This window comes from Salinivibrio sp. HTSP, from assembly GCF_003390965.1.
Taxonomy (GTDB): Bacteria; Pseudomonadota; Gammaproteobacteria; order Enterobacterales; family Vibrionaceae; genus Salinivibrio; species Salinivibrio kushneri.
On sequence record NZ_PXUD01000079.1, the window covers coordinates 29,223 to 53,015 of the forward strand.

The window sequence follows — 23,793 nt, forward strand, 5'->3', positions numbered from 1 at the left end:
TCAATCGCTTGGTTTTTTGATCGCATAACGCAAAATGTGACTTACTTACAAGTGAATAGCAAGTAGGTAAGCAGCACAATGCGAGCTTTAACGTGACTGCGGTTCAATCTTTTACTGATCCATGCTTTCAATCGCTGTTTACGCGACAGGTGCTTTAGGTCGCTAAGTAGTGTCAGCTGGTTGAGGGCATTGGGATCAAGCTGATGACTGAAATAGGCTTTAAACGCATTTGCTTGTATCACGACTTTGTCCACGCTGATACAAAAGTCTTGATAGTGTTGACGTATCTGTAATAGACGATGAGGTTTGGCACCGATGCTATTATTTTTGTGTTGACGGTATTGGATTAAAGGGCGCTCAATCAGTTTTAGGCTACCGAATTGTTTGGCGACTAGTGCCAACCACCAGTCATGCATGTATGCCGATTCTGGAATCGGTAAGGCTTTGTCGAGTAAAGGGCGGTTAAAAATCGCGGTACACCCAGACACTGTATTTTGTTGTAACAGCTGATTAAATGTGTTTCCCCAATTGATGGGGATTTTTTTGTAGGCGAAATACGAGTTATTGATCACGTTCAGCTTAGAATCAACAATACAAAGATCTGAATACACAAGAAGAGGCTGCGCTGAATTCAGTGTTTTGATGTACTGATAACTGGTTACGATTTTATCAGGAAACCAGATGTCGTCTTGGTCACTCAGCATCACAAATGGGGCCGACGTTAAGGCTAATCCCCGGGCAAAGTTTTGGCTTGGGCCAAGGCTTCCCTCATTCGATTGATGTAACTCGATTTTATCATCATTGACGGCAAGTTTCTGGATGATAGTGATCGTGTTATCGGTTGAACCATCATCCATCACAATGATCCTGTTAACCAAGTGACTGTAGCCATGGTTACGTTGGATTGATTGGATTTGTGCCTCGATATATTCTTGTCCATTGTAGGAAGCTAATACAATATCGATAGGCCAACCAGGCGCTGAAAGTGGTTTTTTGTTCACTTTTCTTCCATTCACTGTTCTATTCGTTACTTATCTTAAACGAGGTAAATGTGCTGCTTTAAAGTGTAGACTGTCTGGATTAGATACTTTTAAGATTATCGACTTGATAGATTTTAGAGCGCTTTGATCGCACTTTTTTGCGTGCAAAACAAAACCTCAGGGCACTTGATAGATGCCATACGAAGTAACGACTTAATAGCTTCCGACTTGCCCGTTGTCGCCAATGGACCGCCTTAGTTTCCTCGGAAAACGCCACTTGATATCCTGCTTTGTGCGCCCGATAACAAAAGTCGATATCCTCGCAGTACATGTAGTATTTTTCGTCTAGCCCACCAAGTTGCTGATAAACACTTGCTTTCACCGCTATTAATGCGCCACTCGCCCAAAGCGGCGATTGCACATCACGTATGTCAGCTTTGCGGATAACGGTAGAGCGATTATTCATTGCGTAAGCAGAAATGAACGACCAAAGTTTAGGGAAACGACGGATGTTGTCGTCCTCAACATGCTCGTCTACATCTAGGTATAAGTTACCCGCCACGATCTCTTTACCACTTAAACCAATAAACTGGCGTAGATTTTCTAGGGCCTGTGGTGTGATTTGAACGTCAGGATTGAGCAACAAAAAATAGTCATCTGACTGAGGTTCTAGCGTACTCAAGTAATGAAGAAAGTTTAAGTTATTGTTAGCAGAAAATCCTTTTTTGCTTGTATTTGCAATGTAAGTTACGCCATTCTGTTGACAATAACCTTTCAGTTCTTCTTGTGGTGCGTTATCACGACAAATAACATGGACATCTGCTACATCTGCTGCCTGTCGAAGTGAATCCATGTTTACAATCATATCACTATGATTGTGTGAAACTGTAGAGATAATGAGTCTCATTTTTAACCTTGCTGGGCTGTGAGTATAGAAAATAGGGATAGATAAAAAGACATATAACTTTGTAGGCTTCCCTATCTAGCCGATTCTGTTTAGTCTCGGCCTTGAGCATATTCCTAATGCGTTTTATCTTACGTCATTTTACTCTGCTTAACTTGACATAACCGCATAAAACGAGCTACGCGATGCTAAAAAGCAATACTTAGAATAACATTTTGTTTAAATTTCTCGGCACCCCCACTCAGGATAGTGCTCGCGAATATAGGCATTAAGCGCTTTTTCCGCCTCCGTGTAAGTGCGAGTGCTCTGATCGCCATTTTTATTCACACTTTTGACCATGCCAGCGCCGACGGTAAGGTTGCTATACCGATCAATTAATACAAAGGCACCGGTTTTGGGTAAGAACTGATAGCTGTCTAGCGGCGTGCTCTCAGTGAGTGTAAAGTCCGCAACGCAGATTTCGTTTAACGCGAGGCTTTCGCTCTTTGGTGCTTGGGTTTCGAGCGTATTCACATCAATCTTGTGCTGAATGTCGGTGATCTTGCCTGTGGCCATGTGAGTAGCAAATTTCACCCATAGATCTTTATGGGTACGCAGAGGCGCTTCATCCATCCACACTACATGAGCACTAAATTGATTGGTGATACTTGGCTCGTGTCCGGTATGTACCAACATATCACCGCGTGAGATATCAATCTCATCTTCAAGCGTTAAGGTAATGGCGTTGTCGGGGTAAGCGCAGTCTAACTCACCGTCGTAGGTATAGATAGAAGCAACCACCGATCGTTTGCCGGATGGCAGCACGGTGACATTGTCGCCAACGCGCACGGTACCCGAGGTTAATGTGCCACAGTAGCCACGGAAGTTAAGGTTAGGCCGGTTAACGTATTGCACCGGAAAGCGCATGTGCTCGGTATCTTTGTCTTGCGCGACTTTAACCGTCTCCAGCAGCTTCATCAAAGTAGCGCCGGGGTACCAGTCCATTTGCTCACTAGGGGTTACCACGTTATCGCCTTTCAGCGCGGAAATAGGCACAAAGCGAATGTCATCAATGGCAAAGTGCTTGGCCATATCGCGGTAATCGGATTTGATTTGTTTGTATACTGTTTGGTCGTAATCCACCAAGTCCATTTTGTTGACCGCGACAATGATGTGCTTGATGCCAAGTAGGCTACAAATATAACTGTGCCGACGAGTCTGGGTTTGAATGCCATGACGGGCGTCCACCATCACAATGGCCAGTTCACACGTCGACGCGCCTGTGACCATATTGCGGGTATATTGCTCATGCCCTGGCGTATCAGCAATGATGAACTTGCGCTTGTCGGTTGAAAAGTAGCGATAGGCGACATCAATAGTAATGCCCTGCTCGCGCTCGGATTGCAGGCCATCAACCAGCAAGGCCAAGTCAAACGCTTCATCGGTGGTGTTGAACTTTTGCGAGTCTTTTTCAATCGCCGCCATCTGATCTTCATAAATCAGCTTGCTGTCATACAGCAAACGACCAATCAGAGTAGATTTACCATCATCGACGCTGCCACAGGTTAAAAAACGGAGTAAATCCTTGTTTTCATGCACCTGCAAATAGGCTTCAATATCTTTGGCGATTAAATCTGAAGAGTGTGACATGGGTTATTGCTTCCTGTAATACTGATTCAGCGTGTCGACGAAGGCGGTGAGATCGGCTTTAGGTAACTGATTAATCCCGGCCGCGGCTTTGCGGCCACCGCCAGTCGGGAATTGCCCACAGATCTCATCGGCGCCATAGCGCTGGTTAAGTGGCGCGCGCACGCTGACGGTGTAATCTTGCTCGTTCGAGTTAAGTGTTAATACCGCGTGCGCTTTATCGGGCGCTTGATTGGCTAACTGATTACCAAGCACACCACTAATGCGTCTCGCCCACGCCGCATTCGGTAAACAGTAAATGGTGCTTTCTGTCGATGTGTGCTCGGGTGCTAATGCCTGCGCCTTGGCCATATCATCGGCATACCCACCTTGCAGTTGATAATACGGTGACGTGCGGTCGGCTTGTAACGCAAACGGTGAGTCATAGGCCATTAATGCGTGATACAAGTCCGCTGGCGCAAAGAGCAAATCGTCTACGCTCGAGCCATACCCGTTGTAATTAATCAACACGCCCAGCTCGTTTAAAAACGCTTGTTGGTCGGCCGCGATACCGTGTTTATCACAGAGGGCATTGGCCGCGGCAACCATGTTATCGCCATACGCCGCTGCGATTGCCCAAGCCACATAGCGCTCGCCGAGGTGCTGGTTAATCAGCAAACTGGTACAGGTGTTGGCATCGGTATTGATTAAGGCGGTGAAGTTATCGGCGTCCGGCACTTCTCCGGTACGATGGTGATCGCAATAGAAAACGGGGATATCACGCTTAAGTAGAGCTTCAAGGGCAGTTTTGTTCTTATCCATCGAGATATCAAGCACAGTCACACTCGAGACATCAGTTTGCTGCGCGACTTGGTCAAGCAGTTGAATATCGCGTTTAACCCCCGTGACGAGCGTACTTGCCTGCGGCGCCGCTTTTTGTAATTGCGACGCTTTTCGCAACTGCAACAACGCGAGAATGCCGTCGGCATCACCATTAAACACATCGTAATGCATGACTTAGTTGGCTCCTTGAGATGCTCGAATAAACCCGTGAGTGTTGAGATAGCTCACCACCTGCTTGGCACAGGTTTCAATATCGGCTTGGTCGGTATGCAAATGTATCTCAGGCGCGGCGGGTGGCTCATATGCCGAATCAATACCGGTAAAGTTAGGTATGTCTCCTGCACGCGCTTTTTTATATAAGCCTTTCGGATCGCGGGCCTCACACACGGCAAGCGGCGTATCGACAAATACTTCAATAAAAGCTGCATCGCCAATACGGGCACGCACTTTTTCCCTATCGGCCCGAAACGGCGAGATAAAGGCGGTGAGCACAATCATCCCGGCATCTATAAATAAGTTAGCCACTTCGCCTATGCGACGGATGTTTTCTTCTCGATCTGCTGCACTAAAACCTAAGTCCTGGTTGAGGCCATGGCGAATGTTGTCGCCATCCAGCACATAGCTGTGTGCACCAGCGGTCAATAATTGATGCTCAACGGCATTGGCGATAGTGGATTTCCCTGAGCCACTGAGCCCGGTAAACCACAGCACCAAAGGGGTTTGTTGTTTTTGTTTGGCCCGCGCTTGTGCGGTCACACTGCTGTTATGCCAGGTTATATTGGTAGCTGGCGTCGACGTTGTTGTCATAGCACTCACACAGAATGAAAAGGAAATACAATCGGAATTAATGCAGTTACGATCGCGATATACATTAACGTGACCGGCCAGCCCACTCGGATAAAGTCGGCGGGTCGATACTCTCCCGCGCTCATTACCATTAAGTTGGTTTGATAGCCAAAGGGGCTGATAAAACACGCACTCGCGCCATACGCAACCGCCATCACCCAAGGCATGGCATTCAGTTGCAACCCATCGGCAATGCTGAGTGCAATGGGCACCATCAAGGCCGCCGCGGCGGTGTTGGTCATGGTCTCGGTGAGCAGCACCGTTAACAGTATTAAGCCAAATAGCACGGATACTGTGGGTAGCCCATTTATCTGAGCTAAAAAGACCTGGGTGACCGACGTGGCTAAACCACTACTTTGCACCGCAGAAGCCAACGATAAGGCACAGACTAGAATCGTTAATAGCTCAAACGGAAAGCGTCGACGTAACTGACTGCTATCGGCAACCTTGCTCCCTACCATCAGCACCAGGTATAACGTCAAGCTTTCTATTAAGCTCATTATGCCCAACGCACCTGCCGCAATCGCCACAAGAAAGCCACCGATGGCGGCTGTGTTTTGCACCACAGAAAGCGGCTGAAAGGTTTTGTGATCTGACAACAAAAAGAAGTTGCGGCTGATATTCTGTCGCCGCTCAAAGTCTGGCCCTACTGCCAGCATTAGTTTGTCGCCACTTTGGATCGGGTTATTCCCCAACTTGCCGCTGACAGTTTTCCCTTCTCGTGATAAGCCAATCACTGCCGCATCAAACCGGGCACGAAAGCCCACTTGCTTGAGTGTTTTGCCGATTAAGATCGACTCTGGGCTTACCAAAACTTCACGCAAGTTAGTGGCGGGTAAATCGCCTTTGTTAAAGGTGGTTAGCCCTGGGAACGCAGTAATTTGATGCACTCGCCGTACATCACCACAAAAAAGTAATTTGTCTCGGCTTTGGATAACATCGTCGGGTTTAACCGGTGAGATGAGGGTATCCCCCCGCACGATTTCGGCGAGAAACAAGCCATCAAGTGCACGCAAGCCGTTTTTGATGACGGTTTTACCAATCAGCGGGCTGCTGGGCGCCACAGCGGCCTCAATAAAATATTGGCTCTCGAGTGACTCGGCGGTGGTGTGTTGTGGCAACCACCGACTCACTACGACCACGACCGCACCACAGCCCACAACGAGTGCCGCGCCAATGGGTAGAAAGTCAAACACCGCGATACTCGGACCACCTTGCGCCGAGACTAAGCCACTGACCACTAGATTAGTACTGGTGCCTATCAAGGTTAAGGTGCCGCCTAAAATGGAAAAATACGACAACGGGATCAATAAACGCTGCGGAGCATGTAGTTGCGACTTCATCACCGCCCGCATCATGGTGGCCACTACGGCTGTATTATTAAGCATGGACGAGGCAATCGCGCTTAACGCGCCCATTTTTAGTAAGTTCGGCAAATACTTGCTATGAGCAATATGTTTTGCCAAAAAACTTAGCAACGCGGTGCGTTCTAATACGATTGCCGCTAGTAACAATAAAACCAGGGTGACAATGCCCGAGTTGGTGACATGGCTCAATACTGTCTGGGTATTGAGCTCCCCCCCGACTAACAACAGGGTAGTTGCGGCGATAAAAATATGGCTTGCACGTTGCTTGGTAGCCACCAGCGCCGCAATCAGTCCCACCAATACAGTGGCTGTTAATATCATCAACCGGGCCTTTTAGAAGTAGCCTTCGCGTTTCTTTTTCTCCATCGAGCCGGCGCTATCATGGTCAATCGTCCGCCCTTGGCGCTCAGAGGTAGTGGTAAGCAACATTTCTTGAATCACTTCGGTCAAGGTGGTCGCTTCTGATTCCACGGCACCGGTCAATGGATAGCAACCTAGCGTTCTAAAGCGTACCATTTTGTGCTCTGGTACTTCGCCCTCTTCAAGTGGCATCCGCTCATCATCGACCATAATCAAGGTACCGTCGCGCTCTACGACAGGGCGCGGCTTGGACAAATACAAACCAGGAATCTCGATGTTTTCTAGGTAGATATATTGCCAGATATCAAGTTCCGTCCAGTTTGACAGCGGGAAGACTCGGATGCTCTCGCCCTTTTTCACTTTGCCGTTATAAATATGCCAAAGCTCGGGGCGCTGATTTTTGGGATCCCAGCGGTGATGCTCATCGCGGAACGAATACACACGCTCTTTGGCGCGTGACTTTTCCTCATCACGGCGAGCGCCACCAAACGCCGCATCAAAACCGTATTTATCTAACGCCTGCTTTAACCCTTGGGTTTTCATGATATCGGTGTGCACTGAACTGCCATGTGTGAACGGGCTGATATTCATCGCCAGTCCTTCTGGGTTTTGGTGCACAATCAACTTCATGCCCGCTTGCTCAGCCATTTTATCGCGAAACTGATACATCTCTTGGAATTTCCAAGTGGTATCAACATGCATCAACGGAAACGGTGGTATACCCGGCGCAAAGGCTTTTTTAGCTAAGTGCAGCATCACGGAAGAGTCCTTGCCCACGGAATACAGCATCACAGGGTTATCAAACTCCGCCGCCACTTCACGCATGATATGAATAGCCTCAGCTTCAAGCTGCTTTAAATGCGTCATTTTTTCTGGTGATACAGACATGGTGTTTCCTTAACCCTATGTGAAGCCACTCTTTGCAGCGAACACTTTTTGTTCAGCGCTTACCCACGCTACCGCCATGAGGTGTCGCTCCCCCTGTGCGCATAGCCAACCTTTAAGACTCACTACGCGTTGTGCATAGCCGCCGTATTTTAACGAGGAACGAGTCTACTTGCTAACAAGTATCTGCAAAAGAGTTTGTCACCAGACGTCGAAATTTTTCCTCAATCCGCCCCAAACAAATCGCGGGTGTAGACTTTGCTTTCTACATCACGGATTTCATCCACCATGCGGTTGGCAACGATCACATCAGCGCGTTGTTTGAAGGTATCCAGGTCTTTGATGACGTCTGAGTTAAAGAAGGTGTCTTCTTCAAGCACCGGTTCGTATACCACCACTTCAATGCCTTTGGCTTTAATGCGTTTCATGATCCCTTGGATGGCCGAGGCACGGAAGTTATCTGAGCCGGATTTCATCACCAGACGATATATACCTACCACTTTGGGCTCGCGCTTGATAATGGCCTTGGCAATAAAGTCTTTGCGGGTGGTGTTGGCGTCAACGATAGCTTGAATGATGTTATTGGGCACGTCTTGGTAATTGGCCAATAGTTGACGGGTGTCTTTTGGCAGGCAGTAACCGCCGTAACCAAAGGAGGGGTTATTGTAGTGATCGCCAATGCGAGGGTCTAACCCTACCCCTTCAATGATCTGGCGCGCGTCTAAACCGTGGGATTCGGCGTAGCTGTCCAGCTCGTTAAAATACGCGACCCGCATCGCCAAGTAGGTGTTGGAGAAAAGTTTCACCGCTTCGGCTTCGGTGGAGTGGGTAAACAACACGGAAATCCCCGATTTGACCGCGCTTTGTTGCAACAAGGTAGCGAACTGGCGCGCGCGCTCGGATTGCTCACCGACAATTATTCGTGATGGATATAAGTTGTCGTAAAGCGCTTTGCCTTCGCGCAAAAACTCGGGTGAGAAGAGGATGTTTTCGCAACCCATTTGTTGCTTAATATGCTCGGTATAGCCCACTGGTACCGTTGATTTGATCACCATCACCGCATCGGGGTTAATCGCCATCACATCTTTAATCACCGATTCGACCGAGCTGGTATTAAAGTAGTTGGTTTCGGGATCGTAGTCGGTGGGGGTGGCAATCACCACAAAGTCCGCGCCTTGGTAGGCCAGCTCTTTATCGAGGGTGGCGGTAAAGTTCAGTGGTTTTTCGGCGAGGAATTGCTCAATTTCGGCATCGACAATCGGGGATTGTTGATTGTTAAGCAGGTTAACCTTTTCTTCCACAATGTCGAGTGCGACCACTTCATTGTGTTGCGCCAGTAGCATGGCGTTCGAAAGGCCGACGTAACCTGTTCCAGCAACTGCAATTTTCATTGTTTTATTCTCTTGGATCAAACCTAAGAAAAGGGTATCACGAGGACTGAGGAACGACTAGCGGCTGTAAATAGCAAAAAACCGCCACGAGGGCGGTTTTTTTAATGATGGCGGTGAGAGAGGGATTCGAACCCTCGATACGTTGCCGTATACACGCTTTCCAGGCGTGCTCCTTCAGCCACTCGGACACCTCACCATATTGTGTGTTAAACGACATTTACACTGGGTGGCTTATAACCCCGCTGTCGCGTTAACGGGGCGTACTATAGAGAGTTGCTGCTTTGCGGTCAAGTTGTTGGTGATGGCTTTGGGTTTAAATGGCTATTCCATCACCAAAAGCATCGCGATGTCTGGAAAAACTGAGCTAACTCCCCCCGATTCAGTCGCCAACGTGTTGAGCAACAGTGTACGAGCGATGGAAGCAACCACACCTGAAAGCTGTTAAACTCATGGCATTGTTCAAAATACAAATAAGAGTGTTATGACGTTATCAGACTTTCTCACCCAGCATGCCGATAGCGAGCAGCTACTTAACGAAATGCAAACCCGTGGTGTGGTCACCGCGATGGCGGCCGCGCCTCATGTTATTAGTCCTAGCGAGTGGCTTCCTGTGATGTGGGGTGGCGAGGAACAAGCGCCGTTTGAGAATCATGAGCAGTTTGAGCAGTACGCCAATTTGATTGTGGATATTTGGAATGAACAGCGTCAGCAGTTGTTGGAGAAAACCTGGCAATGGCCGGAAGGCTGTTTGCTGGATAACGCTGAGATTGTCAATCAAGCGACGCGCGATTTCGCCGAAGGGTTACTACAAGGCTGGAGCCTGACTCGTGATGATTGGGAAACGCTGATGCCAGAAAACACCGATGGTAATGCCCTACTCGGTGGCGTGGTGCTGTCTATTAGCTTGCTTTACGACCCAGAAACCGCACTTTCTACCATGGAAGCGCAAGGCGCGGAAGAGCTAGCGCAGTTTGAGGAAATCTTTAACGCCATGCCTACCATGTTGTGTGGTTTAACCCTCCACGGCGCGGCGTTGGCGGAAGATCAGGAAGGGGCATAAAAACAGGGGCCTAGGTCCTAGACGATAGTATACAGGGCCTTGAATACAGAGCGCTTCGCTTACGGAGTACGGAAAAAGCAGAAATCAGTGCCTAGGACCTAGGCACTTAGTTCTCCGTATTCCGTCAAATGATTCGATTGGCGACGATGGCGCAAGCCCTAACCCTGCAAGGAGGTGAAAATGACGGATACACACCTGGAGCGCTGGCAACTTCGACTTCAAAACCTGATTAAAGCACAACGTCGGCTTGAAAACGCTTGCGGGCAAGAAAGCTATAACGAACTTGAGCTGGCAGGCCTCGTGCAAACCTTTGAGTTTACTTTTGAGCTCACGTGGAAAACCTTAAAAGACTTATTAAGCTACGAAGAGTTTGATGTTGCATCGCCGCGCAGTGTCATTCGCACAGCGTTAGAAGCCAACCATCTGTCGTCGGATCAGTGTGAAACCTTGCTTGACGCGCTAGTAAAACGAAACTTGCTTTCGCACACCTACGACGAGCAAAATGCCCTCGAAGCGCAAAGACTGATCGTTAAACATTATGCCCCTGTTATTGCCGAGATCATGCGGTATTTGGAGAATAAAAGTGGACAATAATGCCACGTTCTTGATAGAGATAGGGTTAAAACCCCATCAATTTCAACTCATCCAGGATATGGTAATTAGCCACCCTGGCGTCCAACACGCCTGGATCTTTGGCTCTCGCGCAACCGGCACATTTAGAGATAATTCTGATATCGACATCATGCTTGAGGGCAACACATTAACATTCAATGATGTAGCAATAATACAAGATAAACTCGAGCAATCGACGCTTCCCTACACCGTTGATATCGTACTCAAACATCAAACTCAATCGTCTGAGCTCATCACACGTATTCGCGAAGAAGCCAAGCAAGTAAAGTAATCCAAAGGCGCCAAATTTACCACCAATGTCCGATGGCGCCGCGCAACGGGCGCGCGGCGGAAATCACGCCAAGCTTGTGCGATCGAGAAGGCGCTTGTCCGACCTACGCGATGTTCAGGATTTTTGAATACAGAGTGCTTCGCTTACGGAGTACGGGAAGAGCATAAGGCAGTGCCTAGGTCCTAGGCCCTATGAACTTCTTTACCCCTTCATTTCAGCGGCAAAGTTGAGCATGCGGTTGAGCGGGATTAACGCTTTTTCGCGCACCTTGTCGTCAACGTGGATCTCATGCTCTTCGCCGCCGTTTTCAAGCGCGTTTTCAATCGCTTTGAGGCCGTTCATCGCCATCCATGGGCAATGGGCGCAGCTTCGACAGGTCGCGCCTGCGCCGGCGGTTGGGGCTTCGACCAATTCTTTGTCTGGCACCATTTGCTGCATCTTATAAAAAATGCCTTTATCGGTGGCCACAATCAGCTTTTCATTCGGCAGCGTTTGTGCCGCTTTAATCAGCTGGCTGGTTGAGCCGACGGCATCCGCCATTTTTACCACACTGGCTGGCGATTCTGGGTGAACGAGAATCGCGGCACCAGGATAAAGGTGTTTCATTTTTTCCAGCGCTTGGGCTGAGAATTCGTCATGGACCACGCATTCGCCTTGCCATAAGACCATGTCAGCGCCAGTTTCTTTTTCGATGTAGGCGCCAAGGTGGCGATCTGGGGCCCAGATAATTGGCTTATCTTGGCTATCAAGGTGTTCAACAATCTCCAGCGCAATGCTTGAGGTGACCACCCAATCGGCACGCGCTTTAACGGCGGCGGAAGTGTTGGCGTATACCACCACAGTATGATCCGGATGGGCATCACAAAATGCGGTAAATTCATCCGCTGGGCAGCCTAAATCTAACGAGCATTCCGCATTAAGTGTCGGCATTAGCACGGTTTTCTCTGGGGTGAGAATTTTGGCGGTTTCCCCCATAAAACGCACGCCGGCCACAATCAAGGTGCTTGCTGAGTGTTGGTTACCAAAGCGGGCCATTTCTAACGAGTCGGCGACACATCCGCCGGTTTCTTCCGCGAGGGCTTGGATCTCTGGATCCGTGTAATAATGAGCAACAAGCACCGCGTCTTTTTCTTCTAACAATTGTTTGATGCGTGCAACGTGTTGTTTTTTCTCTTCGTCACTCAATGCCACAGGTTTCGGCGGAAAGGGGTAGACCCTTTGCGACGTTTCAATCACTTGGCTCATGGGATTACTCATGCTTACTTCCAGTCCGGAACTTCCAGTCCGGGTAGTATAACGTGAGTAGAGCTAGAGTCCTAGAGCGGAGGTCCTAGGTCCCAGGTGACGGAATACCGAAAGAGACTAGAGGCTAGAGGCTAGAGGCTAGAGGCTAGAGGCTAGAAAACATTCTAGGGCCCGCTCTACGCTCTTTCTAGTTTCTAGTTTCTAGTTTCTAGTTTCTAGAAGCGAAGCGTCTCGTCTTTTCCCGTATTCCGTAAGCGAAGCGCTCTGTATTCCCATTCCCGAATACAGATGACTGAATACAGAGTACAGAAAGAGCAAGAGCGCAGAGGCGGCAACGATCTTGCTTTATCTTAACCTACATCGCGTTTTTGGCTTGTTTGGCGCTGGTTGAGTCTGGGTAGGTATCAATCACTTGCTGGAAGTATTGATTGGCTTGGTCGCCATTACCTTGTTTTTGTGCTATCAAGCCCAGTTTCAGCAAGGCATCGGGGCGTTTATTAGAGTCTTTAAACTCACTGACTGCCGTGAATTCTTGGCTAGCTTGTTCAAACTTACGTTTGGAGAAATAAAGCTGACCGAGCCAATAGTGAGCATTGGCGGTGTAAACCGACTCTGGGTATTGTGAAAGAAACGCTTTAAATGCTTTGGTGGCCCCTTGGTAATCTTTCTCTTTTAAGATCAGATTAACGGCGGCTTCATAGGCTGCATTTTCAGTTTGATCCGCGGTGTAGTTCGCGGCTGACTTGTCTTCAGCCTTTTTTTCAGGCTCTGCAGGTGCTGATTGCTTCGCCGTTCTTAGGGTATCGATTTCTCGATAGAGGTCGCGTTGACGCTCAACCATTTGTTGAATGTCATAGCTGTTGCGCTCAACGTTACCGCGTAAATTGCTCAGCTCTTGCGCCATTTGGTCAAGCTGGCGCTGCATATCGAGCTGCATTTGGTTACGTGCTTGGAGCATGCGCTCTAAACGATCGACGGCGGTGCCGCCCGCCCCTACTTCTGTCACCGGAGCAGGTGTGGCAGCCACGGGGGCTGCCGCACTCACCAGTAACGCCAGCGCGAGGGTTCGCACAGAGTTACTGTTCATTGTCATATCCTTTATCCATTACCAAAAGGCTGGATTAGTATACCAATACCGCACGACGGTTTTTGGCGTAAGCTTCTTCGCTTTGGCCAAGTACCAACGGCTTCTCTTCGCCATAGCTCACGATAGAGATCTGGCTCGCCGGTACACCCAGCGCTTGCAGGTATTTAGACACCGCTTCGGCACGACGCTCGCCCAGGGCGATGTTGTACTCAGGGGTACCGCGCTCGTCAGCGTGACCTTCTACGACCACTTCCATCGCTGGGTTAGCACGCAGGTAAGTCGCGTGAGCATCCAGCATGTCTTCGTATTGGGGTAGTACTGATGAGTCGTCAAAGTTGAAGTAAACGGTTTGCGACTGACGCAGCTCTTGGTTACGAATTTGTTGCTCTGTCATTGAGCCTTGGCCGTCAACAGGAGAAACAACGGTGGTGCCATTTTGGTTGGTTGATTGGCCAGAACCACTGCCTGTTGAGCTATCGTGTGAGCTACACGCAGCCAGAGTAAACATCGGCAGTGCCACCGCCAGACCTTTCAGTACTTTATTGATTTGCATTCTATTTTCCTTTTCTAGAAAGTTAGCGTACGTTGTTTAAAATTTAAAAACTACAGGTAAGGTGACCAGGCTGGTGCACGCACGCGCCCGTTGGTTGCCGGTAACCGCGCTTTAAAGCGGCCGTCTACAGAGACGAGCGACAACACATTCTTACGTCCATATACCGAGCTGTAAATCACCATGCTGCCATTTGGCGCAATGCTTGGCGACTCATCCAACAAGGTTTTGGTTAGGATTTGCACCGCCCCGCTGTTTAAGTCTTGCTTTGCAATGTTATAGCCAGACGATGATTGATTGACCATAATCAAGTGACGGCCATCCGGTGTCAGTTGCCCACCCATGTTCTGATTGCCTTGCCACGTGATCCGTCGGCTAGTTCCGTCGTCTAAATTTACGCGATAAATCTGTGGTTTGCCACCCCGGTCAGAGGTATAGATGAGCGAGTTACCATCAGGATCCCAAAATGGCTCGGTGCTGTTGGCGCGGCCGTGGGTAATTTGCGTCAATTTTTTGCTGTTCAAATCGAAGGTATACACCTGCAAGCTACCGGTTTTGGAAAGTACCAAGGCTAACTTGCTGCCATCAGGGGAAAACTGTGGCGATCCATTGTGACGAGGGTATGACGCAATTTTCTCACGTTGGCCGGTGTAGATGTTCATGATAAAGATCTCTGCCTGGCCATTTTCAAAGCTGACATAGGCGAGCTTGCGGCCATCCGGTGACCAAGACGGTGACATCAAAGGCTGCTTGGAGCGCAGGATCAAACGCTCGTTGTAGCCGTCGTAATCCGATAACCGCAGCTGGTAGGGATAGTCGTTTTCTTTATCAATCACTACATAAGCGATACGCGTTAAGAACGCGCCCTTTTCGCCGGTGAGCTGCTCATAAACAATATTGGAAATCCGGTGCGCATAGCGGCGTAAATCGCTCTCTTTGACTGTGGCGCGGTTATTCACCAGTAAGTGATCATCGGTTTGCACTAGCTTGCCATCGGCACCTAGGCCTTTACTGTCCCCGCCGGTGAGCTGGCCTCGAACGATATCAATCAGCTGATAATCAATTTGATAACGACCGTCAGATGTGGGAGTAATGGTGCCTGTGACCACCGCATCTACCCCCAGCGAGGTCCAAGCGTTGTAATCTACGTCAGTATCGCTATACGGAGTTTGCGGCATCTCGCTAACCGCCAGCGGATTGAACTTACCGCTGCGACGTAAATCAGAGCCGACTACGCCAGAAATATCTTCCGGCAATTCGCCTTGCCCTTTCCATTGAAACGGGATCACGCCAATCGGGCGCGCGGTATTCACCCCTTCGGTGATCACCAATTTAAGCGCAGCGTGTGCCGGTTGCGTCAGTATCGACAGACAGGCAAAAAGCATCACCATCGCGGCGATACGCCATGTTCGCAAACGATCCTGACTCTTGCTTGTCACACTCTTTGTGCCACCGCAGGGGCTCACTTCCATCATGTTTGGTATCCTGTCGTTTAGTTAGGTCTAACGGTCAACTCGATATCACGTAGTTTGGCAATAATATCGCCATCTTCCGGCATTGGAAACTGGGACACAGACGCCACCGCGGTCTTGGTCGCGCGGCACAGTCGCGTGTTGCCCGCCTTTTCTTCCACATTAAGTAGCAGGCCAGTGGGCGACAAGCGCATATTCACCACACACTCTTGGCCACTTAAGCCATCATCGACGATGAGCCGTTGCTGGATCATCTGTGTAAAAATGGCGCCGTACCGCGCCACTTCGTCTTGAATAAATTGCCCGCGCGCGCTTTGCCGCTGGCTGGCTTCTGACTCAAGGCCTGAGAACAAATCGTTCAGCGCCGCCTCTTGCTCTTGTTGTCGTCGCTTCGCCTCCTGGGCTTTGCGCTCTGCTTCCTTGCGTGCTTGTTCGGCTTGGCGCGCCTCTTCTTCCGCTTTTTTACGTTCAGCAAGCTTGCGCTGTCGCTCAGCTTCGGCTTTTTTCGCTTCTTCCTCGGCTTTACGTCGCGCAGCGAGCTTTTCTTGCCGCGCTTTTTCCGCTTTCTCCGCCGCGAGTTCCGCTTTGCGCTTCTCTTCTAACTTGCGCTGGCGTTCGCGCTCGGCCCGCTCGGCTTTTTGCTTGGCAATACGCGCTTGCGCTTCCGCTTTGGCCTGTTGCTCGGCAATCCGCTTTTGCTCTTCCCGTGCTTGGCGCTCAGCTTCTAGCTTTTGTCGCTTCACTTCGCGAAGGCGCTGCTCTTCTTGCTCACGCTGCTGCTCAAGGCGTTTCGCTTGCTGCTCTAACCGTTTGAGTCGCTCCGCTTCTTCACGCTTTGCCTGGTTTCGTTGCTCACGAATTTTCTTCGCCTGTGCATTGACCACAGCCGGATCAATCACGGTAGCTTCAATCGCACGCCCCGCTTTAGGGGTTGGCGTTGAGTCAGAACTAAAGTCTGCGCCCCACAACAGCACAATCACTAACACCACATGCAACACGGCTGATATCGCCAGCGCGGGCATCAGCGAGTCTTTGCCTGATTTTTTGTGGGTTGGTTTATCGTTTGGCTCGTTCATCACCCTCACCTACGACTCGTACGGCTCGGTCATTAAGCCCACTGACGACACGCCAGCTTGGTTTAATGCATCAAGCGTCAGGATGATTTCTGAATAAGGCACCCGGCCATCACCGCCCACTAACACGGGCGATTTGGGGTTCAGCTGCAGCTCAGCTTTAACGCGCACCAGAATTTCTTCCAAGCTCAAACCGCGCGTCATATCGCCATTATTGACACTGAGTCCGAGTTGGCCGTCTTTATCCACTTCCACAATGATAAAGGCGCCGCTGTCTTCCTCTTCTGCTAGCTCTGCCGCGGTTTTCGCTTGTGCCGTTTGTGGCAGATCCACATCCACGCCCTGCGTCACGAAGGGGGCGGTCACCATAAAAATAATCAGCAGTACCAGCATCACATCAATGTAGGGGACGACATTGATTTCAGCCGTCATCTTGCGCCGCTTAGGTTGATACGCCATGGATCACTCCTGGGTTGCCGCAAACGCTTGACGATGAAGAATGCTAGAGAACTCTTCCATAAAGTTCATGTAGTTGTGCTCAAGTTTGCCCACTTTAGCCGTCAGACGGTTGTACGCCATCACGGCGGGGATCGCGGCGAACAGGCCCATTGCGGTTGCCACCAAGGCTTCAGCAATCCCGGGCGCTACCATCGCCAGCGTGGCCTGCTTTACCGCGCCCAAAGCGATAAAGGCGTGCATAATGCCCCACACGGTGCCAAATAGGCCGATGTAGGGGCTGATCGAACCCACGGTGGCTAAAAACGGTAAGTGGGTTTCCAGCTCTTCCACCTGTTTTGAGAGCGACACACGCATCGCCCGCGAGGTGCCTTCCATCACCGCTTCAGGCACTTTGTCGTTGCTACGGTGCAAACGCGCGAATTCTTTAAAGCCGGCGTAAAAAATCTTCTCACTGCCGGTCAAGTTGTCTTTGCGTGCTTGCACTTCTTGGAATAGTTGAGAGAGATCGATCCCAGACCAAAATCTGTCTTCAAAGCGTTCCGCTTTGCTAAACGCTTGCGTCATGACCTTGGAGCGTTTTATGATCATCGCCCAAGACACCACTGACATACCCAGTAATATCAGCATCACTCCCTTGACAAGCAAACTTGCTTGCAAAAACAGGTCGAGAATGGAAAGTTCAGCGGTCACGTCATCATCTCCGATTTAATCTGTGTTGGAATCGATTTGGGTTTCATGGTTGTTGGGTCGACACAGGCTATCTTAACCGTCGCCGCACACAATGCTTTTTGATCAGAATTCACCAAGCTTTGACAAAACGTCATGCTGGCGCGCCCCATGGCTGACACTGTAGTGACAACCTCCAGCGCGTCATCAAGCCGAGCGCCACGATGAAAATCAATGTCCATATGGCGTACCACAAAGGCCGTATGCTCGGCAAAGAGCGCTTGTTGATTGACACCGATCTCACGCAACAGTTCAGTGCGTGCTCGCTCAAAGTAATTGAGGTAATTGGCGTGGTAAACCACTCCCCCGGCGTCCGTGTCTTCATAATACACACGGATGGGCCAGCGAAACGGCGTTGATTCTGTCATGTCTTTACCCATGATCGGTTTTCGATAGGCAATTACTATACCTAAGTTGTGGATGTATAGAAATGCCGAGACCACGCGGCTGGCGCATTGGTCGCCCATCAAGCAGTCGAGAAGTGATGTGCTGCAAAAAACGCGCAATTACTCACGCTAGAGTGATTAAAAAAGCACCACTCGGGTGCTTTTGTCATTCATTTGTCACTTTGCACTTGCTCACCGAGCGGTTGACTCAACTAGCCCAGCCACATCAAGGCGAGCAAAAGAAGGGAGACGCCCCATCCCAATGGCGGCCAGGTGAGCCATCGGCTCCACTTGCCTTGCGCGGTGAAACCGACGGCATGGATCACCCCGACGCAGGTCGCGTAGAGCAGCCCCACGCCCATCGCAAACGTCACCCCACCCATGCGCTGAGCAAAGGCTTCTGGCGCCCACATCACTTGGCCGCCCCAGCACAGGGCACTGGCCAATGAGAGCAGCCGCCAAAGGCCAGAAAAGTGCTGGCCTAAGGGCGCAGGTTGGCGCTCACTCATTGTCGTGATCCATCGCTTCGGTGTGCTCCAACCATAAGGCATTGATAATGCCAAAGGCGCATGCCAGCAGCACACCAAGAATCCACGTGAAATACCACATATGCAAGCTCCTTAATCAGTACAGTGAATGGGTGTTGTCTTCAATATATTGCGCGTCTAAGCGGCCAAACATCTTAATGTAGCACCACAGGGTGTAAGCCAAGATAATCGGCACAAACACCGCAGCGACAATCGTCATAATTGACAACGTCAGCTCGCTAGAGGTGGCATCCCACATAGTCAAGCTGTGGCCGGGGAAAGTGCTCGATGGCATCACAAACGGGAACATCGCGATACCCGCGGTCAAAATCACGCCCGCCACGGCTAAACTCGAGAACAAGAAGGCCCAGCCGCCACGCTCAAGACGCGACGCCAGCAATGCCAATAAAGGCATCACCGCACCGACCAGAGGTGCTAACCAGAGGATTGGCATCGCTTGATAGTTACGCATCCAAGCCCCGCTTTGCAGTGCGACCTCTTTCGCCAGTGGGTTAGACGCCGCTTGATTCGCCGCATCACTCACCACCACAAAGCCATCCATATTTTGCACCCAGAAGCCTGCCGCCACAAAGAGGACTGTGGTAAGCAGTGCACAGAGCTGAGCCACATTACGTGCACGTACATGCAGCGCATCGGTGGTTTTCAGTTGCAGCCAGGTTGCGCCTTGCAACACCACCATAAACAGGCTCACCAAGCCGCATACTAGAGCGAAAGGATTAAGCAGTGCAAAAAAGCCGCCTGTGTAGGTTGGGATCAAAAGATCGCTAAGCTGGAACGGCACCCCTTGTAGGAGATTACCAAAGGCGACACCGAAAATCACAGGCGGTATAAAACCACCGGCAACCAGGCCCCAATCCCACGCGGTGCGCCAGCGTGGATCATCGATTTTTGAGCGATAGTCAAAGCCCATGGGGCGGAAAAACAGCGCCGCCAGCGTGACCACCATCGCGATATAAAAACCAGAAAAGGAAACCGCATACACCAACGGCCAAGCAGCAAAGAGCGCCCCGCCAGCAGTCACTAACCAGACTTGGTTACCTTCCCAGTGAGGGGCAACAGCATTAATCATCACCCGACGTTCGCTGTCGGTTTTGCCGATCAGGGTAAGCAAAGCGCCCACCCCCATATCAAAGCCATCGGTGACGGTAAAGCCAATCAGTAACACGCCTATCAGCACCCACCAGATCAGGCGTAACATTTCATAATCAAACATGCTCTCTCTCCTTATGCTTCAATCTGGCGGCTGAAATCCGCTTCTGGATTGCCTTTTTGTTCAAAGTGGTAGCGGCCAGTTTTCAGGCTGCTGGGCCCAAGGCGGGCAAACTTGAACATCAGATAAAGCTCGGCGACGAGGAAAACGGTGTAGAGCGAGCAAATCGCCACCATCGAGAAAATAATATCGCCAGCGGCCAGGTTAGACGCCGCGACATGCACAGGGAGGATTTCCCCCACCGCCCAAGGCTGACGGCCATACTCGGCAACAAACCAACCGGCTTCGCAAGCGATCCACGGCAGCGGAATACCAATCAGCGCAAGCTTCAGTAGCCAGGGTTTTTCATCGATACGCTGACGGCAGGTTTGCCAGAAGCTCATGCCAAAGATAAATAGCATCGCAAAGCCACAGGCTACCATGATCCTGAAGCTCCAGAACAAAGGCGCCACTTGCGGAATAGAGTCTTGCGCCGCTTGCTGAATTTGCCCTTCCGTCGCATCCACCACCTTATCGGTGTACGGTTTGAGGAGCAGACCATAACCGAGATCATTTTTCACTTCATTGAACGCGGCTTTGGTTTCCGGTGATTTCTCGCCGGCACGCAGTTTTTCCAACAACGCATACGCCTGCATACCGTTGCGGATACGAGTCTCGTGCTCAGCGATCAAATCGGTTAAGCCTGTCACTTCTTTATCCAGTGAGCGCGTGGCAATGATCCCCATCGCATAAGGGATTTTAATCGCATAATCGGTCTGCATGGTTTCTTGATTCGGCAGCCCCAGCACGGTGAACGCCGCTGGCGCTTCCTCGGTGTGCCATTCGGCCTCAATCGCTGCCAGTTTGACCTTCTGCACATCACCCAGCTCGTACCCGGACTCATCACCTAAGATGATTACCGACAAAATAGCCGCCATGCCAAACGAGGCGGCAATCGCAAAAGAGCGACGCGCAAAGGCAATATCACGGCCTTTGAGCAGATAGTAAGCGCTGATCCCCAAAATGAACATAGCCCCTGTGGTATAGCCAGCGGCAACGGTGTGAACAAACTTCACCTGTGCCACGGGGTTAAAGACCACATCAGCAAAGCTCACCATCTCCATACGCATGGTTTCAAAGTTAAACTCTGAACCCACGGGGTTTTGCATCCAGCCGTTGGCGACCAAAATCCATAGCGCGGAAAAGTTAGAGCCTAATGCCACCAGCCAGGTAGTGACCAAGTGTTGACGCTTACTGAGACGATCCCAACCAAAGAAGAACAGGCCCACAAAAGTGGATTCAAGGAAGAAGGCCATCAGCCCTTCAATGGCAAGCGGGGCCCCAAAAATATCCCCGACATAGTGGGAATAGTAGGCCCAGTTGGTTCCGAATTGAAACTCCATGGTGAGACCAGTGGCCACCCCAAGCGCAAAGTTAATTCCAAACAGCTTGCCCCAAAACTTGGTCATGTCTTTGTAGATTTGCTTGTCGGTCATCACGTATAACGATTCCATGATGGCCAGCAAAAATGCCATGCCCAGAGTTAAAGGAACAAACAGGAAGTGATACATCGCGGTCAGCGCAAACTGCAGCCGCGATAAATCGACGATATCGGTAATCATGGTCACTCCTTTACACCGTTTTCGGTGCCGATACTGGCGTATCGCTCGTTTTACTCTCTCACCCAACACGGCAGTCAAAACAACTGGCTGGCGCGGGGAAAGCTACACACTTCTTAATTGACTGCTTGCATGTTACACAGTTGAAACACCAAGGTTATTCTATAGTTAAATTTTATCTAATTAAGGTATAACTAATATTATAGGTACAACAATGGGGTGTTAATCGCGTTTTGCTCGGTTTGTCGACTCGGCTGCAAAAACAATAAGGCGAACCAACCAAGATACAAAACTGTGATTAACCGCGAAGAAACTGGGTGAGACGGCGGCATTAACGGAAGCCACTTCTCATTGTCTCGTCACCAGCAACCGCTAGCAGATGGGGTTACGATAAGGGTTCACGTGCTACATAACCTTAATCTAGATCAAAAAACCCCATTGGTTGTCGGCCAATGGGGCTGTTTTAGAAAAAAACGTCTTGATCTTGATTAAAGTTTGCGAGGATTTTCCGCTCAGTCTTAGCCGACTAGGTTTTCGGCAAATCAAAGCCAAAGTGCAAATAGGCACGCTGGCTGGCAATCCGGCCACGTGGTGTGCGTTGCAGGTAGCCTTGTTGAATCAAATAAGGCTCAATCACATCTTCGATGGTGTCTTTCTCTTCGCCAATCGCCGCCGCTAAGTTATCAAGCCCCACCGGCCCGCCATCGAACTTCTCAATAATAGCATTGAGTAGCTTGCGATCCATGTAGTCAAACCCTTGGCTGTCGACATCGAGCATATCGAGCGCGCGTTGGGCTATGTCAGCACTGATATCTCCCGTGCCTTTCACTTCGGCATAATCACGCACACGACGGAGCAAGCGGTTGGCAATCCGCGGCGTACCGCGAGAGCGACGCGCCACTTCCATCGCTCCTTCCTCATCGGTTGATAATGCCAAGCAATGGGCGCTACGTTTCACGATACCGGTTAGATCGCCCACGCTGTAATACTCTAAACGCTGAGTAATACCAAACCGGTCACGCAAGGGCGATGTCAACGATCCGGCGCGGGTGGTGGCACCAATCAGGGTAAACGGCGGTAAATCGATTTTGATTGAGCGCGCGGCAGGCCCTTCACCAATCATAATATCTAGTTGATAATCTTCCATCGCGGGGTACAAGACTTCTTCTACCACTGGGCTTAAGCGATGGATTTCATCAATAAATAATACATCGTGAGGCTCAAGGTTGGTGAGCAAGGCGGCCAGATCGCCGGCTTTTTCTAACACGGGGCCCGACGTAGTGCGAATATTGACGTCCATTTCATTGGCAACAATATTGGCCAAGGTGGTTTTACCCAGACCCGGCGGGCCAAAAATCAACAGATGATCGAGCGCTTCTTGGCGTTTGCGCGCAGCATGGATAAAGATTTCCATTTGATCACGGACGTGATTTTGCCCCTGATAGTCTTCCAATAACTTAGGACGAATCGCGCGGTCGATCACCTCTTCTTCCCGATCAGGGGTGGTTTGCGCCGAGATTAAACGATCAGCTTCTATCATGGGTTACACCATTGAACGCAGCGCGTGACGGATCACGTCTTCGCTGCTCATGTCATCAGTTGCAATTTGTTTAACCACTTTCTCCGCCTGCGCCGCTTTATAACCTAGTGCGACTAAGGCGCTCACCGCCTCATCCGCGGCAGACGATATGGTGGTTGGCGCTGCGCGTAGGGCTGCGCCCTCAGCCGTCGCGGCATCCGTGTGCGGGGTAAAGAGATCGAACGCTTCCCAGTTTTTAAGCCGGTCACGCATTTCAACCACCAAACGTTCCGCGGTTTTCTTACCCACCCCAGGGATTTTCACCAGGGTCGAGACATCATTGTGCTCGACACTGTCGACAAAGTGGTTAGCCGTCATCCCCGATAAAATCGCTAACCCCAGTTTAGGTCCCACGCCATTGGCCTTGATCACTTCCCGAAACAGCGCTCGCTCACGTTTACCGCTAAAACCATAGAGAAGTTGCGCATCCTCACGCACCACAAAATGGGTGTACACGGTGGCAGTTTCGCCCACCTCCGGCAATTGATACAAGCAGTTCATCGGCATGCTCACTTCATAGCCGACGCCGTTCACATCGATCAAAATCTCAGGAGGTTGCTTTTCTATCAGGGTTCCCTGTAATCGGCCTATCACAATCGCATCTCAGTTTGTTACTTTGCCCCCAAGGATAAAGAATAACTGGATCTATATCCAGTCGGATTGAGGGGCATACGGATTACGGAATACGGAATACGGAATACGGAATACGGAATAC

At 50.3% G+C, this 23,793-nt stretch carries 25 protein-coding genes and 1 tRNA gene; 3 read left to right on the forward strand and 23 right to left on the reverse strand.

Annotated elements, in window-relative coordinates:
- Nucleotides 1–41 precede the first annotated feature (41 nt).
- From C7A19_RS13705 to C7A19_RS13745, 9 genes are all read right to left on the reverse strand, one after another.
- The gene (locus C7A19_RS13705) at nucleotides 42–1,001 is read right to left on the reverse strand and encodes a glycosyltransferase family 2 protein (RefSeq protein ID WP_162300279.1); all 960 of its coding nucleotides are present in this window, start codon (nucleotides 999–1,001) and stop codon (nucleotides 42–44) included.
- 79 nt (nucleotides 1,002–1,080) lie between these two features.
- Nucleotides 1,081–1,833, reverse strand: coding sequence for a glycosyltransferase family 2 protein (locus C7A19_RS13710; RefSeq protein ID WP_158020714.1), 753 nt, complete (start codon nucleotides 1,831–1,833; stop codon nucleotides 1,081–1,083).
- Nucleotides 1,834–2,103: 270 nt separating this feature from the next.
- Nucleotides 2,104–3,513 (reverse strand): sulfate adenylyltransferase subunit CysN, encoded by a 1,410-nt coding sequence (gene cysN, locus C7A19_RS13715; protein WP_116645148.1) that lies wholly within the window; start codon nucleotides 3,511–3,513, stop codon nucleotides 2,104–2,106.
- Nucleotides 3,514–3,516: 3 nt separating this feature from the next.
- Entirely contained in the window at nucleotides 3,517–4,503 is a 987-nt protein-coding gene (locus C7A19_RS13720; protein WP_116645149.1) for a DHH family phosphoesterase, read from the reverse strand.
- Nucleotides 4,504–4,506: 3 nt separating this feature from the next.
- Nucleotides 4,507–5,139 (reverse strand): adenylyl-sulfate kinase, encoded by a 633-nt coding sequence (gene cysC, locus C7A19_RS13725; RefSeq protein ID WP_116645150.1) that lies wholly within the window; start codon nucleotides 5,137–5,139, stop codon nucleotides 4,507–4,509.
- 5 nt (nucleotides 5,140–5,144) lie between these two features.
- Nucleotides 5,145–6,866: an SLC13 family permease gene (locus tag C7A19_RS13730; protein ID WP_116645151.1), complete on the reverse strand. Its 1,722-nt coding sequence runs from the start codon at nucleotides 6,864–6,866 to the stop codon at nucleotides 5,145–5,147.
- 12 nt (nucleotides 6,867–6,878) lie between these two features.
- The gene (cysD, locus tag C7A19_RS13735) at nucleotides 6,879–7,793 is read right to left on the reverse strand and encodes a sulfate adenylyltransferase subunit CysD (protein ID WP_116645152.1); all 915 of its coding nucleotides are present in this window, start codon (nucleotides 7,791–7,793) and stop codon (nucleotides 6,879–6,881) included.
- A 221-nt stretch (nucleotides 7,794–8,014) separates the two neighbouring features.
- The gene (locus tag C7A19_RS13740) at nucleotides 8,015–9,181 is read right to left on the reverse strand and encodes a nucleotide sugar dehydrogenase (protein WP_077774277.1); all 1,167 of its coding nucleotides are present in this window, start codon (nucleotides 9,179–9,181) and stop codon (nucleotides 8,015–8,017) included.
- 108 nt (nucleotides 9,182–9,289) lie between these two features.
- Nucleotides 9,290–9,377: transfer RNA gene (locus C7A19_RS13745), tRNA-Ser, on the reverse strand.
- Between the two features lie 285 nt (nucleotides 9,378–9,662).
- Between C7A19_RS13745 and C7A19_RS13750 the strand changes: the two genes are divergently transcribed.
- From C7A19_RS13750 to C7A19_RS13760, 3 genes are all read left to right on the forward strand, one after another.
- Nucleotides 9,663–10,241, forward strand: a complete 579-nt coding sequence (locus C7A19_RS13750; RefSeq protein WP_116645153.1) for a UPF0149 family protein — start codon at nucleotides 9,663–9,665, stop codon at nucleotides 10,239–10,241.
- Nucleotides 10,242–10,421: 180 nt separating this feature from the next.
- Nucleotides 10,422–10,835 (forward strand): HI0074 family nucleotidyltransferase substrate-binding subunit, encoded by a 414-nt coding sequence (locus tag C7A19_RS13755; RefSeq protein ID WP_116645154.1) that lies wholly within the window; start codon nucleotides 10,422–10,424, stop codon nucleotides 10,833–10,835.
- The gene (locus C7A19_RS13760) at nucleotides 10,825–11,145 is read left to right on the forward strand and encodes a nucleotidyltransferase domain-containing protein (RefSeq protein WP_346330222.1); all 321 of its coding nucleotides are present in this window, start codon (nucleotides 10,825–10,827) and stop codon (nucleotides 11,143–11,145) included. The genes C7A19_RS13755 and C7A19_RS13760 overlap by 11 nt, the downstream gene beginning before the upstream one ends.
- A 201-nt stretch (nucleotides 11,146–11,346) precedes the next feature.
- Here C7A19_RS13760 and nadA read toward each other — a convergent pair whose 3' ends face one another.
- From nadA to ruvA, 14 genes are all read right to left on the reverse strand, one after another.
- Nucleotides 11,347–12,390, reverse strand: a complete 1,044-nt coding sequence (gene nadA, locus C7A19_RS13765) for a quinolinate synthase NadA (protein ID WP_116645156.1) — start codon at nucleotides 12,388–12,390, stop codon at nucleotides 11,347–11,349.
- 355 nt (nucleotides 12,391–12,745) lie between these two features.
- Nucleotides 12,746–13,477, reverse strand: a complete 732-nt coding sequence (gene ybgF / locus C7A19_RS13770) for a tol-pal system protein YbgF (RefSeq protein ID WP_077653123.1) — start codon at nucleotides 13,475–13,477, stop codon at nucleotides 12,746–12,748.
- A 34-nt stretch (nucleotides 13,478–13,511) separates the two neighbouring features.
- Nucleotides 13,512–14,030 carry a peptidoglycan-associated lipoprotein Pal gene (pal, locus tag C7A19_RS13775; RefSeq protein WP_069361240.1) on the reverse strand — a complete coding sequence of 173 codons (519 nt, stop codon included), beginning with the start codon at nucleotides 14,028–14,030 and terminating at the stop codon, nucleotides 13,512–13,514.
- Nucleotides 14,031–14,080: 50 nt separating this feature from the next.
- Entirely contained in the window at nucleotides 14,081–15,418 is a 1,338-nt protein-coding gene (tolB, locus tag C7A19_RS13780) for a Tol-Pal system beta propeller repeat protein TolB (protein WP_106406699.1), read from the reverse strand.
- A gap of 101 nt (nucleotides 15,419–15,519) precedes the next feature.
- Nucleotides 15,520–16,521, reverse strand: coding sequence for a cell envelope integrity protein TolA (gene tolA, locus C7A19_RS13785; RefSeq protein WP_116645167.1), 1,002 nt, complete (start codon nucleotides 16,519–16,521; stop codon nucleotides 15,520–15,522).
- 63 nt (nucleotides 16,522–16,584) lie between these two features.
- Entirely contained in the window at nucleotides 16,585–17,031 is a 447-nt protein-coding gene (tolR, locus tag C7A19_RS13790; RefSeq protein ID WP_046075367.1) for a protein TolR, read from the reverse strand.
- Nucleotides 17,032–17,034: 3 nt separating this feature from the next.
- Nucleotides 17,035–17,721 (reverse strand): protein TolQ, encoded by a 687-nt coding sequence (gene tolQ / locus C7A19_RS13795; RefSeq protein ID WP_116645157.1) that lies wholly within the window; start codon nucleotides 17,719–17,721, stop codon nucleotides 17,035–17,037.
- Nucleotides 17,718–18,125, reverse strand: coding sequence for a tol-pal system-associated acyl-CoA thioesterase (gene ybgC, locus C7A19_RS13800; protein WP_077600683.1), 408 nt, complete (start codon nucleotides 18,123–18,125; stop codon nucleotides 17,718–17,720). Before ybgC ends, tolQ begins: the two co-directional genes overlap by 4 nt.
- Nucleotides 18,126–18,355: 230 nt before the next feature.
- Nucleotides 18,356–18,652, reverse strand: a complete 297-nt coding sequence (locus C7A19_RS13805; protein ID WP_162300280.1) for a cyd operon YbgE family protein — start codon at nucleotides 18,650–18,652, stop codon at nucleotides 18,356–18,358.
- A complete protein-coding gene (cydX, locus tag C7A19_RS13810) occupies nucleotides 18,645–18,752 on the reverse strand; it encodes a cytochrome bd-I oxidase subunit CydX (RefSeq protein ID WP_021024361.1) in 108 nt (35 codons plus the stop codon). Before cydX ends, C7A19_RS13805 begins: the two co-directional genes overlap by 8 nt.
- Before the next feature lie 15 nt (nucleotides 18,753–18,767).
- A complete protein-coding gene (gene cydB / locus C7A19_RS13815) occupies nucleotides 18,768–19,904 on the reverse strand; it encodes a cytochrome d ubiquinol oxidase subunit II (RefSeq protein WP_116645159.1) in 1,137 nt (378 codons plus the stop codon).
- 11 nt (nucleotides 19,905–19,915) lie between these two features.
- Nucleotides 19,916–21,499 carry a cytochrome ubiquinol oxidase subunit I gene (cydA, locus tag C7A19_RS13820; RefSeq protein ID WP_201264097.1) on the reverse strand — a complete coding sequence of 528 codons (1,584 nt, stop codon included), beginning with the start codon at nucleotides 21,497–21,499 and terminating at the stop codon, nucleotides 19,916–19,918.
- A 526-nt stretch (nucleotides 21,500–22,025) separates the two neighbouring features.
- Complete coding sequence (ruvB, locus tag C7A19_RS13825; RefSeq protein WP_046075362.1) at nucleotides 22,026–23,039, reverse strand: Holliday junction branch migration DNA helicase RuvB; 1,014 nt, start codon at nucleotides 23,037–23,039, stop codon at nucleotides 22,026–22,028.
- 3 nt (nucleotides 23,040–23,042) lie between these two features.
- Nucleotides 23,043–23,672 carry a Holliday junction branch migration protein RuvA gene (gene ruvA / locus C7A19_RS13830; protein ID WP_069361235.1) on the reverse strand — a complete coding sequence of 210 codons (630 nt, stop codon included), beginning with the start codon at nucleotides 23,670–23,672 and terminating at the stop codon, nucleotides 23,043–23,045.
- Between the last annotated feature and the right edge of the window lie 121 nt (nucleotides 23,673–23,793).

Excerpts from the sequence above, each read along its gene's own strand:
- cysC (WP_116645150.1), bottom strand. The coding sequence starts at position 5,139 with ATGACAACAACGTCGACGCCAGCTACCAATATAACCTGGCATAACAGC.
- cydX (WP_021024361.1), bottom strand. The coding sequence starts at position 18,752 with ATGTGGTATTTCACGTGGATTCTTGGTGTGCTGCTGGCATGCGCCTTT.
- tolA (WP_116645167.1), bottom strand. The coding sequence starts at position 16,521 with ATGCCCGCGCTGGCGATATCAGCCGTGTTGCATGTGGTGTTAGTGATT.
- tolR (WP_046075367.1), bottom strand. The coding sequence starts at position 17,031 with ATGGCGTATCAACCTAAGCGGCGCAAGATGACGGCTGAAATCAATGTC.
- C7A19_RS13740 (WP_077774277.1), bottom strand. The coding sequence starts at position 9,181 with ATGAAAATTGCAGTTGCTGGAACAGGTTACGTCGGCCTTTCGAACGCC.
- cysN (WP_116645148.1), bottom strand. The coding sequence starts at position 3,513 with ATGTCACACTCTTCAGATTTAATCGCCAAAGATATTGAAGCCTATTTG.
- tolB (WP_106406699.1), bottom strand. The coding sequence starts at position 15,418 with ATGGTGATGCTTTTTGCCTGTCTGTCGATACTGACGCAACCGGCACAC.
- ruvB (WP_046075362.1), bottom strand. The coding sequence starts at position 23,039 with ATGATAGAAGCTGATCGTTTAATCTCGGCGCAAACCACCCCTGATCGG.
- ybgF (WP_077653123.1), bottom strand. The coding sequence starts at position 13,477 with ATGAACAGTAACTCTGTGCGAACCCTCGCGCTGGCGTTACTGGTGAGT.
- C7A19_RS13750 (WP_116645153.1), top strand. The coding sequence starts at position 9,663 with ATGACGTTATCAGACTTTCTCACCCAGCATGCCGATAGCGAGCAGCTA.
- C7A19_RS13805 (WP_162300280.1), bottom strand. The coding sequence starts at position 18,652 with ATGAGTGAGCGCCAACCTGCGCCCTTAGGCCAGCACTTTTCTGGCCTT.
- nadA (WP_116645156.1), bottom strand. The coding sequence starts at position 12,390 with ATGAGCCAAGTGATTGAAACGTCGCAAAGGGTCTACCCCTTTCCGCCG.
- cysD (WP_116645152.1), bottom strand. The coding sequence starts at position 7,793 with ATGTCTGTATCACCAGAAAAAATGACGCATTTAAAGCAGCTTGAAGCT.
- C7A19_RS13730 (WP_116645151.1), bottom strand. The coding sequence starts at position 6,866 with ATGATATTAACAGCCACTGTATTGGTGGGACTGATTGCGGCGCTGGTG.
- ybgC (WP_077600683.1), bottom strand. The coding sequence starts at position 18,125 with ATGACAGAATCAACGCCGTTTCGCTGGCCCATCCGTGTGTATTATGAA.
- C7A19_RS13755 (WP_116645154.1), top strand. The coding sequence starts at position 10,422 with ATGACGGATACACACCTGGAGCGCTGGCAACTTCGACTTCAAAACCTG.
- pal (WP_069361240.1), bottom strand. The coding sequence starts at position 14,030 with ATGCAAATCAATAAAGTACTGAAAGGTCTGGCGGTGGCACTGCCGATG.
- C7A19_RS13720 (WP_116645149.1), bottom strand. The coding sequence starts at position 4,503 with ATGCATTACGATGTGTTTAATGGTGATGCCGACGGCATTCTCGCGTTG.
- C7A19_RS13710 (WP_158020714.1), bottom strand. The coding sequence starts at position 1,833 with ATGGATTCACTTCGACAGGCAGCAGATGTAGCAGATGTCCATGTTATT.
- cydB (WP_116645159.1), bottom strand. The coding sequence starts at position 19,904 with ATGTTTGATTATGAAATGTTACGCCTGATCTGGTGGGTGCTGATAGGC.